The organism is Amycolatopsis sp. NBC_00345, assembly GCF_036116635.1.
Lineage (GTDB): Bacteria > Actinomycetota > Actinomycetes > Mycobacteriales > Pseudonocardiaceae > Amycolatopsis.
Map to the genome: position 1 here is coordinate 8,071,491 of NZ_CP107995.1, position 15,136 is coordinate 8,086,626.

General features: G+C 72.1%; 13 protein-coding genes. 5 read left to right on the forward strand and 8 right to left on the reverse strand.

Features of this window, described 5'->3' with window-relative positions; translation table 11 throughout:
• Positions 1 to 12: 12 nt before the first annotated feature.
• A complete protein-coding gene (locus tag OG943_RS36450; protein ID WP_328605460.1) occupies positions 13 to 918 on the reverse strand; it encodes a hypothetical protein in 906 nt (301 codons plus the stop codon).
• A gap of 222 nt (positions 919 to 1,140) precedes the next feature.
• Here OG943_RS36450 and OG943_RS36455 point away from each other — a divergent pair, with 222 nt between their 5' ends.
• Entirely contained in the window at positions 1,141 to 1,803 is a 663-nt protein-coding gene (locus OG943_RS36455; RefSeq protein WP_328605461.1) for a DUF1707 SHOCT-like domain-containing protein, read from the forward strand.
• Positions 1,804 to 1,858: 55 nt separating this feature from the next.
• Here OG943_RS36455 and ptsP read toward each other — a convergent pair whose 3' ends face one another.
• Genes ptsP through OG943_RS36470 form a run of 3 tightly spaced genes read right to left on the reverse strand, consistent with a single transcriptional unit; the run spans position 1,859 to position 5,214 of the window.
• A complete protein-coding gene (ptsP, locus tag OG943_RS36460) occupies positions 1,859 to 3,583 on the reverse strand; it encodes a phosphoenolpyruvate--protein phosphotransferase (RefSeq protein WP_328605462.1) in 1,725 nt (574 codons plus the stop codon).
• The gene (locus tag OG943_RS36465) at positions 3,576 to 4,313 is read right to left on the reverse strand and encodes a hypothetical protein (protein ID WP_328605463.1); all 738 of its coding nucleotides are present in this window, start codon (positions 4,311 to 4,313) and stop codon (positions 3,576 to 3,578) included. The genes ptsP and OG943_RS36465 overlap by 8 nt, the downstream gene beginning before the upstream one ends.
• A gap of 28 nt (positions 4,314 to 4,341) precedes the next feature.
• Positions 4,342 to 5,214: a ribokinase gene (locus tag OG943_RS36470; protein ID WP_328605464.1), complete on the reverse strand. Its 873-nt coding sequence runs from the start codon at positions 5,212 to 5,214 to the stop codon at positions 4,342 to 4,344.
• A gap of 398 nt (positions 5,215 to 5,612) precedes the next feature.
• Here OG943_RS36470 and OG943_RS36475 point away from each other — a divergent pair, with 398 nt between their 5' ends.
• Positions 5,613 to 6,350, forward strand: coding sequence for a TetR/AcrR family transcriptional regulator (locus tag OG943_RS36475; RefSeq protein ID WP_328605465.1), 738 nt, complete (start codon positions 5,613 to 5,615; stop codon positions 6,348 to 6,350).
• Here the strand turns inward: OG943_RS36475 and OG943_RS36480 are convergent.
• The 3 genes from OG943_RS36480 to OG943_RS36490 all read right to left on the reverse strand — a co-directional run bounded on the left by OG943_RS36480 (position 6,347) and on the right by OG943_RS36490 (position 11,952).
• The gene (locus OG943_RS36480; protein WP_328605466.1) at positions 6,347 to 7,084 is read right to left on the reverse strand and encodes an SDR family oxidoreductase; all 738 of its coding nucleotides are present in this window, start codon (positions 7,082 to 7,084) and stop codon (positions 6,347 to 6,349) included. The two genes, OG943_RS36475 and OG943_RS36480, sit on opposite strands and share 4 nt — an antisense overlap.
• Positions 7,085 to 7,691: 607 nt before the next feature.
• Positions 7,692 to 10,607: a leucine--tRNA ligase gene (leuS, locus tag OG943_RS36485; RefSeq protein ID WP_328605467.1), complete on the reverse strand. Its 2,916-nt coding sequence runs from the start codon at positions 10,605 to 10,607 to the stop codon at positions 7,692 to 7,694.
• A gap of 160 nt (positions 10,608 to 10,767) precedes the next feature.
• The gene (locus tag OG943_RS36490; protein ID WP_328605468.1) at positions 10,768 to 11,952 is read right to left on the reverse strand and encodes an esterase-like activity of phytase family protein; all 1,185 of its coding nucleotides are present in this window, start codon (positions 11,950 to 11,952) and stop codon (positions 10,768 to 10,770) included.
• A gap of 65 nt (positions 11,953 to 12,017) precedes the next feature.
• On the opposite strand from OG943_RS36490, the gene OG943_RS36495 reads away from it, so the two are divergent.
• Positions 12,018 to 12,434: an SdpI family protein gene (locus tag OG943_RS36495; RefSeq protein WP_328605469.1), complete on the forward strand. Its 417-nt coding sequence runs from the start codon at positions 12,018 to 12,020 to the stop codon at positions 12,432 to 12,434.
• A gap of 39 nt (positions 12,435 to 12,473) precedes the next feature.
• Here the strand turns inward: OG943_RS36495 and OG943_RS36500 are convergent, their stop codons facing one another.
• A complete protein-coding gene (locus tag OG943_RS36500) occupies positions 12,474 to 13,055 on the reverse strand; it encodes a YqgE/AlgH family protein (RefSeq protein WP_328605470.1) in 582 nt (193 codons plus the stop codon).
• A gap of 346 nt (positions 13,056 to 13,401) precedes the next feature.
• Between OG943_RS36500 and OG943_RS36505 the strand changes: the two genes are divergently transcribed.
• Together OG943_RS36505 and OG943_RS36510 are read left to right on the forward strand one after the other, a co-directional pair.
• Entirely contained in the window at positions 13,402 to 14,697 is a 1,296-nt protein-coding gene (locus tag OG943_RS36505; protein WP_328605471.1) for an MFS transporter, read from the forward strand.
• A 117-nt stretch (positions 14,698 to 14,814) separates the two neighbouring features.
• Positions 14,815 to 15,120, forward strand: coding sequence for a hypothetical protein (locus tag OG943_RS36510; protein WP_328605472.1), 306 nt, complete (start codon positions 14,815 to 14,817; stop codon positions 15,118 to 15,120).
• Positions 15,121 to 15,136: the final 16 nt, after the last annotated feature.

Sequence of the window (15,136 nt, forward strand, 5' to 3'; positions counted from 1 at the left end):
GTTCAGGACGTTTCAGGAAGTCGAGACGCCCGGGAACTGCTGGGCGTCGGGGATCTTCGCCGCGCCCAGCCGCCACGCGGGCTCGCCGGGGTGCCAGGCCGCGACAACACCGTCGTCCAGGATCAGGTCGCCGTTCGGGGACCAGTCGAGGCCGGACTTCTTGAGGTGCGTAGTCGTGTAAGGCATCGACGGCGCCTGCAGCCAGGTGAGGTCGCCGAGGTCGAGCAGCCACAGGTCGCGGGTCTGGATGTCGGTGCTGTGCCAGGAGGGCGTGCCGAAGTCGACGGCGGCGAGGGTGCCGTCGCGGTTCGGCAGCACGTACGGCGTCGACTGCACCAGCGGCGGCGCGACTTTGGCGCTGTGGCCGTCGCGCAGGTCGACGACGGTGAGTTCGGTGAGGCCGTCGAGGATGAGCCGGTCGCCGGTGGCCGCGAGGATCCGCGGGGCCTGCTGCACGGAACGGCCGGTGGCGGGGTCGATCAGCACGTCGACCGTCTCGGCGGTGCCGTTGTCCACGGTGATCAGCAGCCCGTGCGAGGTCTCCTGCCGGACGATCGTGCGGCAGCTGGCCACGGTGCCGGGGCCGAGCGCGCCGCCGGCGAGCGAAACGTGCTGGAGACGGCAGTTGCCGGGGCTGTCCTGGCGGATCAGCCACACGCTGTCGCTGTCCGCGCCGGGGGCGACGCTGAACGCCCGGCCGAGCGAAACCGGCGTGGTGGCCGGGCCGGTGTAGGCGTAGACCTCGTCGGGGTCGCAGGTGTTGCCCTGGCACTCGGGCGCGGTCTGGATGACGGGTGTGTGGCCGACGCGCTGCACGCCGACCAGCCGATTCCCGCCGGGGAGGCCGGGCACGCTGCCCTTCGCGCCGGTGTCGCCGTCGAACACGGTCGGCGGGGACGTCGCGAGCAGCAGCTGCACGTCGATCCGGGCAGGCCCGCCGTCCAGGCCGGTGGGCGGGGGCTCGGTGGGCCTGGTCGGCTCGGTCGACGAGCTCGGGGCCGGGGCGGGTGCGGGAGTCCCGTTCGTGCAGGCGGCCAGGAGGAGGCCCGCCGCGGCGAGGGCGGCGCCGGCACGAATTACGGGTCTGTTCAGGGTTTTTCCCCGATCTGGCTGGCGAATTCGAGTTCTACCATCAAGACCATGGGTGAGGAAGAGACAACTACCGCGGAGACGGCGACCGAGACCAAGCCGTTGACCGCGCGCGACATCCGGGTCTCCGACGACGAGCGCGAGCACGTCGTCGGCGTGCTCCAGAAGGCGATCGGGCTCGGCATGCTCAACCTCGACGAGTTCACCGAGCGCACCGACCGCGCGCTGGCGTCCCGCACCCGTGGCGAGCTGAACGCCGTGCTGGCCGACCTGCCCGGCCTCACGCACCCGGAGGCCGCGCCGCCTCCGTACGCGGCGCCGGACATGCCCTCGTACACCCGCTCGTACGCGCCGGGCCAGCGGATGGAGCTGAACGCGAAGTACTCGTCGCTGCACCGCGCCGGCCCGTGGGAGGTCCCGGCGGCGCTGCTGGTGCGCAACAAGTACGGCAGCACGAAGCTGGACTTCACGGAGGCCCGCACGTCGACCCCGGTGGTCGAAATCGAGCTGGACTCGAAGTGGGGCTCGGTGGAGATCGTCATCCCGCCCACCGCCGCCGTCGACTACAACTCGATCACCGAGATCAAGTTCGGCTCCCTCGACGACAAAACCGGCAGCAACGGCCGCGCGGGCACCCCGCGTTACGTCCTCACCGGCCGCGTCCACGGAGGCGCGCTGGTCATCCGGAACCCTAGGCGGGGCTTCTTCGGCTGATCAGCGTCGCGGTGCCGGGCCCGCCTCCATCCGTCGGGCGGGTCCGGCTCCGTTCTCAGCTGATCGCGTCGGCCACCGCTGCGCGCGCCGCGGCCGGGGTGGCGGCGGACAGGGCCGCGGCAGCCAGTGACTGGGCTTCGGCCAGGGTCACGGACGCCAGGCTCGCGCCGACGGACCTGATCGCCGGGGCGTTCATCGACACGCTGGTCAGGCCGAGGCCGGCCAGTACCAAGGCCAGGCGCGGGTCGCCGGCCGCCTCGCCGCAGACGCCGGCCGGCTTGGCCGTGGCGGTGGCCGCGTCGCCGATCAGCTTCAGCAGGCGGAGCAGGGCCGGCTGCCACGGGTCGTTCAGCTTGGCCACCGCGCCGAGCTGACGGTCGGCCGCGAAGGTGTACTGGGCCAGGTCGTTGGTGCCGACGGACACGAAGTCCACGGCGTCCAGGATTTCCCGCGCCGCCAACGCCGCGGCCGGGATCTCGATCATCACGCCCGCGCGGGTGAGGCCGGCGGCGCGGGCGCGCTCGGCGAACCAGGCCGCCTCGTCCGCCGTCGCGACCATCGGGGCCATCACCGAAACCACCGCGCCCGAGTCCTCGGCCGCGCCGGCGATCGCCGCCAGCTGACGGTCCAGCACCTCCGGCCGGTCGAACGCCACCCGCAGGCCGCGGACGCCCAGCGCCGGGTTCGGCTCGACCTCCGGCGACAGGAACGCGAGCGGCTTGTCCGCGCCGGCGTCCAGCGTGCGGACGATGACGGGCTTGCCGCGGAACGGCGAAAGCACCGCGGTGTAGGCCTTGCGCTGCTCGTCGACGGTCGGCTCGGCCGAGGCGTCGAGGTAGCAGAACTCCGTGCGGAACAGGCCGACGCCCTCGGCGCCCGCGTCCGCGGCGGCCTGCGCGTCGGCAGGGGAGCCGACGTTGCCGTAGACCTTTACGACGTGGCCGTCGGCGGTCGCGCCCGTGCCGTTCCACTCCGCCGGGCCCGCGGCGACGGCGGTGACCACGGGCGCCTTCGGGTCGGCGACCTCGACGACGCCGGTGTCACCGTCGACGGCGAGCGCCGGCGCGTCCAGCTCCAGCAGCCCGCGGACGGCGACCACGGCCGGGATGCCGAGCGCGCGGGCCAGGATCGCGGTGTGGCTCGTCGGCCCGCCCTCCTCGGTGACCAGCGCGAGCACCTTCGCCGGGTTGAGGCCCGCGGTGTCGGCGGGCGCCAGGTCACGGGCGACGAGCACGCTCGGCGACGTCAGCTCCGGCACGCCCGGCGGGGCGATGCCGAGCAGCTCGGCCACGAGCCGGTCACGCACGTCGCGGACGTCGCGCACCCGCTCGGCCATGTAGCCGCCCGCCGCGGCGAGCGCTTCGGCGAACCCTTCGGCGGCCTGGTAGACGGCGCGAGCCGCGGGCAGGTTCTGCGCCGTCACCAGCTGTTGGGCCTGCGTGGCCAGCGCCGGGTCGGCGGCCATCGCGGCGGTCGTGATGAGGATCGTGGCGGCCTCGCCCTCGGCGGTCTCAGCCTGTGCCTCCAGTCGCGCGGCGACGGCCGCGGCAGCGGGCTCGATCCGCGCGGCCTCCGCGGCCGGGTCAGCCGGCGCGGGAGTGCTCGCGGGTTCGCCGAGCGGCTCGGCGACACGCACGACGGGACCGCTCGCGCGCCCCGGGCTCACAGCGACCCCGGTCAGCGACGAAACGGCGGGGTTGTTGGTCACGGTGACTCCGGCTGACTCGGTGGTCGCGGCGGGCTGGCCCGAGGCGGCGGTGCCCGTGAGGGTCTCAGACATGGTCTAGACCATAGCTCAGATACGTCTCGATATCTCGCGGCGCCGCACACAACCCGCGTGACCGCACCCGCTCCAGCACCGGACGCACCTCCTCGTGCCACCACGCCTCGGCCAGCTGTTCCCGGCTGGACAGCGGGCGGCCGTGCAGAGTCTGCCGGAATCCCCAGGCCTCCGCCGAGTCCGCGAGGCGGAACCAATCGGCCGGGTCGTCGAGCCAGAGGCCGAGGCGAAGGTCGTCGGCGAGCGGCACGCGTTCGAGGAACAGCCGCTCGGCCGTCTTCGACGGCAAGTCCGCCACCGTGAGGCAGCGCAGCGCCCAGGCCACGGTGCAGATCCGGCGCACGCTGGCGCGCACCGTCGTCGATCCCCGGGCGCGGGCCAGCGCCACGCGATGGTGGCCGTCCTCCACGAAGTACATGTCGCCCAGCCGCACGAGCCGCACCGGCGGCAGGTCCGCCGACGTGCGCGCCAGCGCCTCCCACCGCTCCCGCAGCGCGCGGTTGCGCGGCCGGAACTGGCGGTCGAAGTCGCCGCCGCGGGCGACGGTGCCGACCACGCCCTCCAGCGGGGCGTCGCACACGCCCTCGTCGGACTCGGACTGCCGGCCCAGCGCCGCCAGCGTCTCCGACAACGACATGATGGCCAGCGCGTCGGGACGCCGTGCGTCCGCGACCGCCTTCAGCTGGGCGGCGTACCCCCGCCACCAGGCCGAACCGAACGAATCGCCCACGTGAACGACAACACGGGGCCGCCGTGGGTCATTCCAGCTCGTCGGGAGTCGGGTACGACGGCTGCGCGCCGTGTCGCGTGACGCTCACGGCCGCGACCTTCACCGCCCGCTTCGCCGCGTCGACGAGCGTCGCGCCCTCCGCAAGCGACGCGGCCAGCGCGCCCGCGAAGGCGTCCCCGGCGCCCGTGGTGTCGACGGCATTGACCTTCGGCGACGCGACCTCCGTCGAGCTGTCCGCCTCGACGACCACCGCGCCCTTCGCGCCGAGGGTCACGACGGCCGCCCGCGGCCCCAGCTCAAGCAGCTTGCGCGGGTCGGCCCCCTCGGTACCGAGCAGGTACGCGGCCTCGTGCTCGTTGACGAGCAGAACGTCCAGCGCGCCCAACGTTTCGCGCGAGACCTCGGCGGCGGGCGACAGGTTGAGCAGCACGCGGACGCCCTTCGCGCTCGCGCGCGCGACGGCGTGCTCGACAGTCGGCAACGGCACCTCGAGCGAGGTGACCATGACGCGCACGCCATCGAGGGCGTCGTCGGTGATGTCGCCGGGCTCCAGCGCGGAATTGGCGCCAGGGGAGACGAGGATGGAGTTCTCGCCGTCGGGGGTCACGGTGATGTAGGCGATGCCGGTCGGCCGCCCGACGGTGCGGACGTGCTCGGTCGCGACGCCCGCGCCGGCGAGCGAATCACGCAGCAGCCGGCCGTACGGGTCGTCGCCGACGGCGCCCAGCAACGCGACGTCCGCGCCCAGCCGCCCGGCCGCGACGGCCGTGTTCGCGCCCTTTCCACCGGCCGACAGCGCGGTGTCGCCGCCCAGCACCGTCTCGCCGCCTCCGGGGCGGCGGTCGACCGGCACGACCAGGTCGGCGTTGGCGGATCCCACGACCAGAACGGCGGCACTCATGGCGGTTACTCTCCCACGGACGCCTGGTCACGCTGGTCAAGGCCGGTGCGTCGGCAAAAGTGAAGGTTTTTGTAACTTATCTCGCGCCGGGTGCGACAATCAGGCGAGCAGCGGACAACCCGTCACTCGATCGGGGGATAGAACTCCCCCAGGCGTCACTTCTGACACGGGCTCCGCTCTTGTGGTGCGTCACTGTCCTCGAGACCAGTGGCGTTGCCCCGACCGGAAGCGCACCGGAGAGGGCATCGGGTCGCCGGCGCCGATCACGTAGCCCCCCGAGTGATCGGCGTCGGCGGCGCCCCGTTTCCCTGGGTCGCCGCCCGGCCGCGGCACAAGCCGGGCAGTTCTCCGGCCGCGTTGGTACCGAAATGAGTGTTCCGACCACCTAGAATGTCCGGATGAGCAGCCCCACGCGAAGGGGCCGCGCGCGAGCGGCTACCGAGCAGGACATCCGCCGCACCGCCCGTAAGCTCCTGGTGGACCACGGCCCGGACGCGGTCACCCTGCGCGCTATCGCCCGCGAGCTGGGCATCACCGCGCCGGCTCTCTACCGCTACTACGAGTCCCGCGACGACCTGGTGGAGAGCCTCCGCCTCGACGTCTGCGCCGACCTGGCGGCCGAGCTGGCCGTGGACATCGCCGACCTGCCGGACGACGGCATGCTGCAGCTGTTCGCCATCTGCAAGGGCTTCCGGCGCTGGGCGCTGACGCACACCAAGGAGTTCACGCTGGTGTTCGCGTCGCCGACGGGCGGGGTCGGCACCACCGCGGGCAGCGCGCTGCACCGCCTCGACGAGCCGTTCGGCCGGATCTTCCTCGCCGCCGCCGGGCAGGTGCTGGCCATCCACGACCTGGTGATGCCGCCGAACGACGTGGTCCCGCCCGAGCTCCGCGACGACCTCACCGCGTTCCAGGGGGAGCTGCTCACGGTGCTGGCGGAGTCCGGGCGGGCCATCGCGCCGGAGAAGCTGGACCTGGGCCTGACCTACCTGATGATCCAGTTCTGGGCTCGGCTCTACGGGCACGTCACGCTCGAGGTGTTCGGCAACTACCCGATCCCCGTTTCGAAGCCGGACGTGCTGTTCGAGGCGATGCTGGCCGACCTCGCCCGCGACGTCGGCCTCGACGCGGGTTAGGCCGCGTGCCCGCCGTCGACCGAAAGGGTCGCGGCGGTGACGTACGCGCTGGCCGGGTCCGCGAGGTACGCGACGGCCGCCGCGACCTCCTCGGGTGAGCCGTAACGGCCGACGGCGGTGAAGGACCCCTGGTCGGCCGCGTATGGGCCGTCGGCTGGGTTCAGGTCCGTGTCGATCGGGCCGGGGTGCACGAGGTTGACCGTGACGCCGCGGGGCGCCAGCTCGCGCGCGAGCGCCTTGGTCAGCCCGATCATCGCCGACTTGCTCACCGCGTACAGCACCATCCCCGGCCCGGGCACGCGGTCGGTGACGCAGCTGCCGATCGTGATCACGCGCCCGCCCTCGCCGAGGTGCGCGGCGGCGGCCTTCGACGCGGCGAACACCCCGCGGACGTTCACCGCCAGCACGCGGTCGACGTCGTCCTGCGTGGTTTCTTCGCGGGGCGCGACGAAGCCCACCCCGGCGTTGTTGACCAGCACGTCAAGCCGCCCGAACTCGGCGACGGTGGCCGCCACCGCCGCCTCCACGGCCGCCGTGTCGGCGTTGTCCGCCTGGATGGCGAGTGCCCTTTGGCCGCGGCTCTTGATCCGTTCGACCACGTCGGCCGCTCGCCGCTCGTTGGCGGTGTACGTGAGCACCACGTCGGCCCCGTCCTCGGCGAGCCGCACCGCCGTGGCCGCACCGATGCCCCGGCTGCCGCCCGTCACCAGAGCCACCTTGCCGTCGAGGGTCATCTGCAGTTCTCCTTCGCTGAAGCCGTTTTCCTGATGGCTCCATCGAATCGGCCTGGATGCGGCGACGCTGGCGTCTTTCCGTCTTGGCATTGGCCGGGGTGCCCCGGGGGGTTCCCGGGTTGGGGGGTGCGGAGGTGTGTCGGGATCAGCCGACGGGCCGGTCAGCGGTGACGGAACGGGCTTGTGATCGAGGCCGCCGGGAGGGAAGCTGATCGGCGGCCTCCCGCCCGGGCGGCTACCGCTCGGACTGCGCCAGCACACGCAGTCCCCGGCCTAGAACCGGCGAACTCGCGGCGAACCTGGGTTGCGGGCGCTGGTGCAGGGCATGCCCGATGCGAAGCACAGCCCCGCCAGACAGCCCCCGCCAGACAGCCCCCGCCAGACAGCCCCCGCCCTCCTCGGGGGGCGTCCCATGCCCAGTCTATCGGCGGGGCCCGACGGGGCCGGGGAAAAGCGGAGCGGGAGCGGTAGTTGTCCACAACGGAGGGTGGCTGTGGACAGCTGGCTGGCAGCGTTGGCGGAAGGCCCGAAAACAGCGAAGGCGGCCCGGAGACGGCGAAGGCCGCCCCGGGGAGTTCCCGGGACGGCCTTCGGCGCAGGTACCGCGTTACAGCACGATGTTGACCAGGCGACCCGGCACGACGATCACCTTGCGCGGCGTCTTGTCGCCGACCAGTGCGGCGACCTTCTCGTCGGCCAGTGCGGCGGACTGGACGGCCTCGTTCGTGGCGTCGGCGGGCACCGTGACGCGCGAGCGGACCTTGCCGTTGACCTGGATCGGGTACTCGACCGAGTCCTCGACCAGGTACTTCTCCTCCACCACCGGGAACGGGCCGTGCACCAGCGAGTCGACGTGGCCCAGCCGGTGCCACAGCTCCTCGGCGATGTGCGGGGCCAGCGGGGCCAGCAGCAGCACCAGCGGCTCCGCCACCTCGCGCGGGGTCGCCGCCGCCGAGCCGTACACCTTGGTCAGGTGGTTGTTCAGCTCGATCAGCTTCGCGCCCGCCGTGTTGAAGCGCATCTCCGCGTAGTCCTCGCGGACGCCGGCGATGGTGCGGTGCAACAGCTTGCGGTCGGCCTCCGACGCATCGTCCGCGGTGACCCGCAGCTCGCCCGTCTGCTCGTCGACCACCAGCCGCCACAGCCGCTGCAGGAACCGCTGCGCGCCGACGACGTCCTTGGTCGCCCAGGGGCGGGACATGTCCATCGGGCCCATGGACATCTCGTACATCCGGAAGGTGTCCGCGCCGTAGTTGTCCGAAATCTCGTCGGGCGTGACGGCGTTCTTCAGGCTCTTGCCCATCTTCCCGTACTCCTGGTTGACCTCCTCGTCACCCAGGAAGAACTTGCCGTCGCGCTCCACGACCTCCTCGGCCGGCACGTAGACGCCGCGCTGGTCGGTGTAGGCGTACGCCTCGATGTAGCCCTGGTTGAACAGGCGGCGGTACGGCTCCTTCGACGACACGTGGCCCAGGTCGTACAGCACCTTGTGCCAGAAGCGGGAGTACAGCAGGTGCAGCACCGCGTGCTCGACGCCGCCGACGTACAGGTCGACGCCGCCCGGGTCGTCGACGCCGTGCTCGGCCGGGCGCGGGCCCATCCAGTAGGCCTCGTTCTCCGGCGCGCAGAACACGTCCTTGCTGTCCGGGTCGACGTAGCGCAGCTGGTACCAGCACGAGCCCGCCCACTGCGGCATCACGTTGGTGTCGCGGCGGTACTTCTTCGGGCCGTCGCCCAGGTCCAGCGTGACGTCGACCCAGTCGGTGGCGCGCGACAGCGGCGGCGACGGCTCGGAGTCGGCGTCGTCCGGGTCGAAGGTCTTCGGCGAGTAGTCGTCGACCTCCGGCAGCACCACGGGCAGCTGGTCCTCGGGCAGCGCGATCGGCAGGCCGGACTCGTCGTAGACGATCGGGAACGGCTCACCCCAGTAGCGCTGGCGGGCGAACAGCCAGTCGCGCAGCTTGTACTGCACGGTGCCCTCGCCGTGGCCGTGCTCCTCCAGCCAGGCGATGATCGTCTTCTTGGCGTCGGCCACGCCCATGCCGTCCAGGCTGACCGTGTCGTTCGCCGAGTTGATCGCCGCGCCGTCGCCGGTGAACGCCTCGCCGTCGAAACCGGGGCCGGGGTCGACGGTGCGGACGATCTCCAGCTCGAACTTCTTGGCGAAGTCGTAGTCGCGCTGGTCCTGCGCGGGCACGGCCATGATCGCGCCGGTGCCGTAGCCCATCAGCACGTAGTCGCCGACGAAGACCGGGATTTCCTTGCCGTTCACCGGGTTCACCGCGTACGTGCCGGTGAAGACGCCCGTCTTGTCCTTGTTCTCCTGGCGGTCCAGGTCGGACTTGCGGGCGGTGGCCGCGCGGTACCCGGCGATGGCGTCGGCCGGCGTCTTGGCGCCGCCGGTCCAGCTCTCCGGGTGCTCGCCCGGCCACTCGGCGGCGGTCAGCTTGCCGACCAGCGGGTGCTCGGGCGCGATCACCATGTAGGTGGCGCCGAACAGCGTGTCCGGCCGGGTGGTGAAGACCTCGATCTTCTCGTCACCGGCGGCGAACGCGACGCGGGCGCCCTGCGAGCGGCCGACCCAGTTGCGCTGCATGGACTTGACCTTGTCCGGCCAGTCCAGCAGGTCCAGGTCGTCGACCAGGCGGTCGGAGTACGCGGTGATCCGCATCATCCACTGGCGCAGGCTCTTGCGGAACACCGGGAAGTTGCCGCGGTCGCTGCGGCCGTCCGCGGTCACCTCCTCGTTCGCGACGACGGTGCCCAGGCCAGGGGCCCAGTTCACCGGCGCCTCGGAGATGTAGACCAGGCGGTGGTCGTCGATCACCTTGCGCCGCTCGACGTCGCTCAGCTCGGCCCACGGCCGGCCGTCCGGCGTCGGGCGCTCGCCGGACGCGAACGCCTTCTCCAGCTCCTCGATCGGCCGCGCCTTCCGGGCGTCGGTGTCGTAGTAGGAGTTGAAGATCTGCAGGAAGATCCACTGGGTCCACTTGTAGTAGTCCGGGTCGATCGTCTCGATCGACCGGCGCTCGTCGTGGCCCAGGCCCAGCCGCTTCAGCTGGCGCCGCATCGTGACGATGTTCGCCTCGGTGGTGGTGCGCGGGTGCGTGCCGGTCTGCACGGCGTACTGCTCCGCGGGCAGGCCGAACGCGTCGTAGCCCAGCGTGTGCAGGACGTTGCGCCCGATCATCCGGTGGTAGCGGGCGTAGACGTCGGTGCCGATGTAGCCCAGCGGGTGCCCGACGTGCAGGCCCGAGCCGGACGGGTACGGGAACATGTCCTGCACGAACAGCTTGTCCGACGGCACCGGCTCGCCCTCGGCCGCGAGCGGGCCGGTGGGGTTCGGCGCGTGGTAGGTGCCGTGGTCGGACCAGTAGTCCTGCCAGCGCTGCTCGATCTGCCCGGCCAGCTCCGCGGTGTAGCGGTGCGGCGGGGCCTTCTCGGTGCCGGGCACAGCGTCTGCCGGCGCCGGCGTTTCCGCCGCGCCGGCCGCCGGGGCCGGAGTTTCCGTGGACCCTGTCATCGCCGTTTTCCTCCGTGTCGAGCCACTCCAGAAACAACTCGACCCCCCAAGCCCGAAGGCGTGAGGGGTCGCCGCGCCGGCCGTGGCCTTGGTGGCCTGGTCAGCGCGGCAGGCTAAGGAGCAGCCGAGCCGTGTTCATACACATATCTTAACGCCCTGGTCAAAGCCGTTCTGACGGGACCGCCAAAGCGATCACCTGCGTCACCTGCGTGTCGGAGAAGTTGTTGTCGCTCACCATGACCAGGCTGCGCTCGCCGTCCGGCAGCGCCGGGCCCCAGGTCATGCCCTCCACGTTGTCCACAGTGGACAGCGGATAGTCGGCCAGGTCGAGCAGCAGCTTCTTATTCACCGGCTGGACGCCCTTGGCCGAGGCCAGCGACTTGACGTTCAGGATGTTCGTCGCGCCGCGGGTGTCGATCTCGTAGATCCGGATCTTGTTCCCGACACCGGTGACGAACGAGCGCTCCATCATCAGGTACTTCGTCGGGTCGGCCTGGTTCACCGCGAGCATCGAGGAGACGCCGGTGGTGGCGAACGCGGTGGGTGGCACCGGGCCGGCGAACAGCTTTTCCTGCGGGTACGCGTACTGCGCGAGCACCGGGCCGGTGCGGGCCTGCAGCGTGATCCGCGAAAGCGCGCCGGACGTGGTGGTCGGCTCCGGGCCGTCCTGCAGCAGCGGGCCCTCGACCTCGCTGGCGAGCAGGGTGCCGAACGCGGCGTAGCTCAGGCCCTCGAGCACCAGGTTCTGCCGCGGCCCGGCGCCGGGGGTCATCTTCTCGTTCGCGGGGATCGGCAGGTCGCGGACGTATTTCCCGTCCCGGCGCGCCTGGCGGATCGACGGGTCGATCAGCGTCGGCGGGGTGGTCGCGGTGCGCTCGCCCTCCTGCGACCACACGTAGTCGCCGGTCCACGGGTCGACGCGCAGCTCTTCGGGGTCGATCGTCTGCTCGTTCTGCGGCGCGGCGGGGTCGTTCTTCGCGAGCGGCGGGTACGGCGTGCCGTCCGGGCGCAGCAGCGGGTGAGTGGCGGTGAAGGTGACGGGCCCGAGGTGGTGGGCATCGACGTCGAACTTCGCCGTGTAGAACCGCGCCGGGTTGATAGCCGAGCGGTCGTCGCAGATCAGGGCGTAACCGCCGGTCCTCGGGTCGTAGTCGACCGAGGACAGGCCGCCGACCGTGGTGCCCTGGAACGGCAGCGCGTTCGGCACGATCTGCTCGCCGATCAGGCGGATGGGCCGAGCGTGACTCTCCGTGGCGCCCGCGGACGGGGCCGCGGCCAGCAGGGAGAGCGGGAGTCCCCCGATCAGGGCAGCGGTGAGCACTCGGCGTCGCGTAGGTGAAGACATGGCCTGTAGCACAGCGGATGAGGGTATCCGCCAGGTTGCCAGGACGTCACGCTTATCCTCGTGGGGTGTTCGCTATCGCGCTCGTCCCGATCGTGCTGGGTGTTGTCGTCGGCTGGGGTGGCTTCCTCGGCTTCCGCGAGCGGCTGACCCGGGAAAGCGGTACCGGTGTCCGCACGGCGGCCTCGCTGCGCAGTGAGGCCGCGTTCAAGCTGGCCAACCGCATCGCCGGGCTGCCGACGCTGGCCGGCGGCGCGGTGGCTGTCGTCGCCGGGCTCGCGGGGCTCGCGATGCCGACCACGGCCGGGCTGATCGCCGCCGCGTTCGTCGGCGTGCTGGGCCTGCTCGCGATGGTGGTCGGCGGCGGGGTGCTCGGCGCCCGCGCGGCGCTGACCGTGCCGGCCCCGGCTCCGGCCGCGCCCGCCGGCTGCAGCGGTTGTGCCTGCGGCGCCGGTGGCTGTGGGGTGTTCAAGAAGGACTCGTGAGTGTTTATGACGGTTAGAACCGTCATAAACACTCACGAGTCAGTTCCGCTGCAGGTCGCCCGGGTGGGTGGCCAGCAACGCGATCGGCACGCCCTGGCGGCGCAGCACCTGGCCCCACAGGTCACGGTTCGGCGAGGCCAGGATGTCGCTCGGCAGTGCGGGCACGATGACCCAGTCGTCCCGCTCGATCTCGCCCGCGAGCTGCCCCGAGTCCCAGCCCGCGTACCCGGCGAACACGCGCACGCCGCGCACCTTCGGCACGAGCACCTCGGGATCGGTGTCGAGGTCGACCAGCGCCACCGGCCCTCGGACGGCGATCACGCCGGGCACGCTCGCCGCCGTCTCGCCCGTGCGCAGCGCCGCCAGGCACAGCGCGGTCTTCTTCTCCACCGGCCCGCCGACGAAAACCGACTGCGGTTCCGCGACGTGCCCGCCCCAAGTGGGCAGCACGTCGTGCACGGGCACGTCGCTCGGGCGGTTCAGCACCACCCCGAGCGTGCCTTCGTCGCGGTGGTCGATGACGAACACCACGGTGCGCTTGAAGTTCGGGTCGAACATCGTGGGGGCGGCGACCAGGAGCGTTCCCGGTTCTACCTCGGCGTCCGCTGGCACGCCCGCCATGATCCCACCTCCGGCTCGGAGAAAACCCGGCGGCTGGGGAACACCAGTCCCACCCGCCCCGTTGAACACAGTGGCCGGCGCACTCCGTGTCCCCCGGGCTCACTGAAGAACCGCCTTTGTGGAATACCGTTCGGCTGGAGCCACACTGCGCCAAGCCGCCGAGAGGCGACCAAGTGCGCCGGCCGCCACCTGCTCGCGGAGCACCGCTTCGCCGCAGTCGCACTTGGTGTGTCAACCGGGGGCCGGACCCCCACCGGTGCGCCGGCCGCTTACCTGTTCGCGGACTTACTCGCGGACCCCCCAAAGCACCTTCTGAGCAGCATGCCCGGATGACTACGCTGACCGCGTGACGATCAGCGGCGGGGCGACGACGGAGCGGATCGGGCCGAGGCTCCTGCTCCGCGACCCCGAATTCCGCCGTCTGCTGTACACGCGCTTCGCCGCGCAGTGGGGGGACGGGGTTTACCGCGCCGGGCTGGCGGGGGCCGTGCTGTTCAACCCCGAGCGCGGCGCCGACCCGCTGGCCATCGCCGAGGGGTTCGCGGCGCTGCTGCTGCCGTACTCGATCGTCGGGCCGTTCGCGGGGGCCCTGCTCGATCGCTGGGACCGGCGGAAAGTACTGGTGTTCGCGAACGTGCTGCGCGCCGTCGCGATCCTGGCGTCGGCCGCCGCGGTCGGGACGGGCCTCAGCGGCACCGGGCTGTTCTCACTCGCCCTGCTGGCCGAGGGCACGTCACGCTTCATCGGCTCCGGTCTGTCGGCCTCGCTGCCGCACGTCGTGCCCGCTTCGAGCGTGGTTTCGGCGAACGCCTTCGTAACGACGCTGGGCTCCGGGATGGCCGTGGTCGGCGGCGGCTGCGCCATCCTGCTGCGCTCCGTGTTCGGCGCGGGTGACGTCGGCTCGGCCGAGACGACGGCGTTCGCCGTGCTGGGCGCGCTGGTGTCCGCGCTGATCGCCCGGAGGTTCGGCCGCGGCGTGCTCGGGCCGACGGTGGTCGACGAGCCGCCGAACCCGTTCCTCGCCGTCGCCCGCGGCCTCGCGGACGGTGCGCGGCACGCCTGGCGCGCACCGAGCGTGACGGCCGGCTTCATCGCGCTCTTCGCCCACCGCGCGGCTTACGGCATCTCGCTGCTGGTCACCGTGCTGCTGATGCGCAACTACTTCGTGGACGACGGGGTCTTCCGGGCCGGCCTGCCCGGGCTCGGCCAGATGGTGGCGCTCGCCGGGGTGGGCATCCTCGTCGCCGGGCTGTGCACGGCGCGGCTGATCCGCGGGCTCGGCCGGCTCCGCGCGATCCTCGGCGCACTGGTCGTGGCGGCGATCGCGCAGTCCGCGCTCGGCCTGCCGATGCTGCTGCCGCTCGCGCTCATCGCGTCGTTCCTGATCACGGGCGCGGGCCAGGTGCTGAAGCTCGGTGTCGACTCGTCGATCCAGCTCGACGTCGCCGACGAGGCCCGCGGCCGCGTCTTCGCCCTCTACGACACGCTCTTCAACATCACGCAGGTGGCGGCCGTGGCGGTCGGCGCGGTGTTCGTGCCGGTCACCGGGTACTCGCCGGGCTTGATGGTGGCGGCCACGATTTGCTACGTGCTGGGCGGCGCCGGTTACGTCCTCGCGCGGCGGCGCGCCACGCCGAGCTGATTCGCTGCCGCAAACCGTTGGGCCGAACGGGGACTGTCATCAGTCCATTGGCATTAGGGTGACGCATGACCCGGCCGGGTGAACTCCGGCGAGTTCAACCACCACGGGGGGGCCACCGTGAGCACCACCGGCGACGATCGCGCCCGCCTCGAAGTCGCTCCTGCCGTGCTGACGTCGCCGGACGGGCTGGTCCGGGCCACCGTCGGCGCGGGCGGCACGCTCGGGAAGCTCGAGTTCGCCCCCGACGCCTTCGAGCGCACCTCTCCGGCGCAGCTCGCGTACACCGTCCAGGCCTTGGTGCAGCAGCTCGCCGAGGCCCCGCTCACCGAAGCGTTGCCGCACCAGACGCCGGCCCCGCGACCCACGCCGCGGCGCGTGCGTCCGCGTGGCGCCGTGCCCCAGAACCGCCGCCGCGGCTTCTGAGCCCGCATGTCCCGGA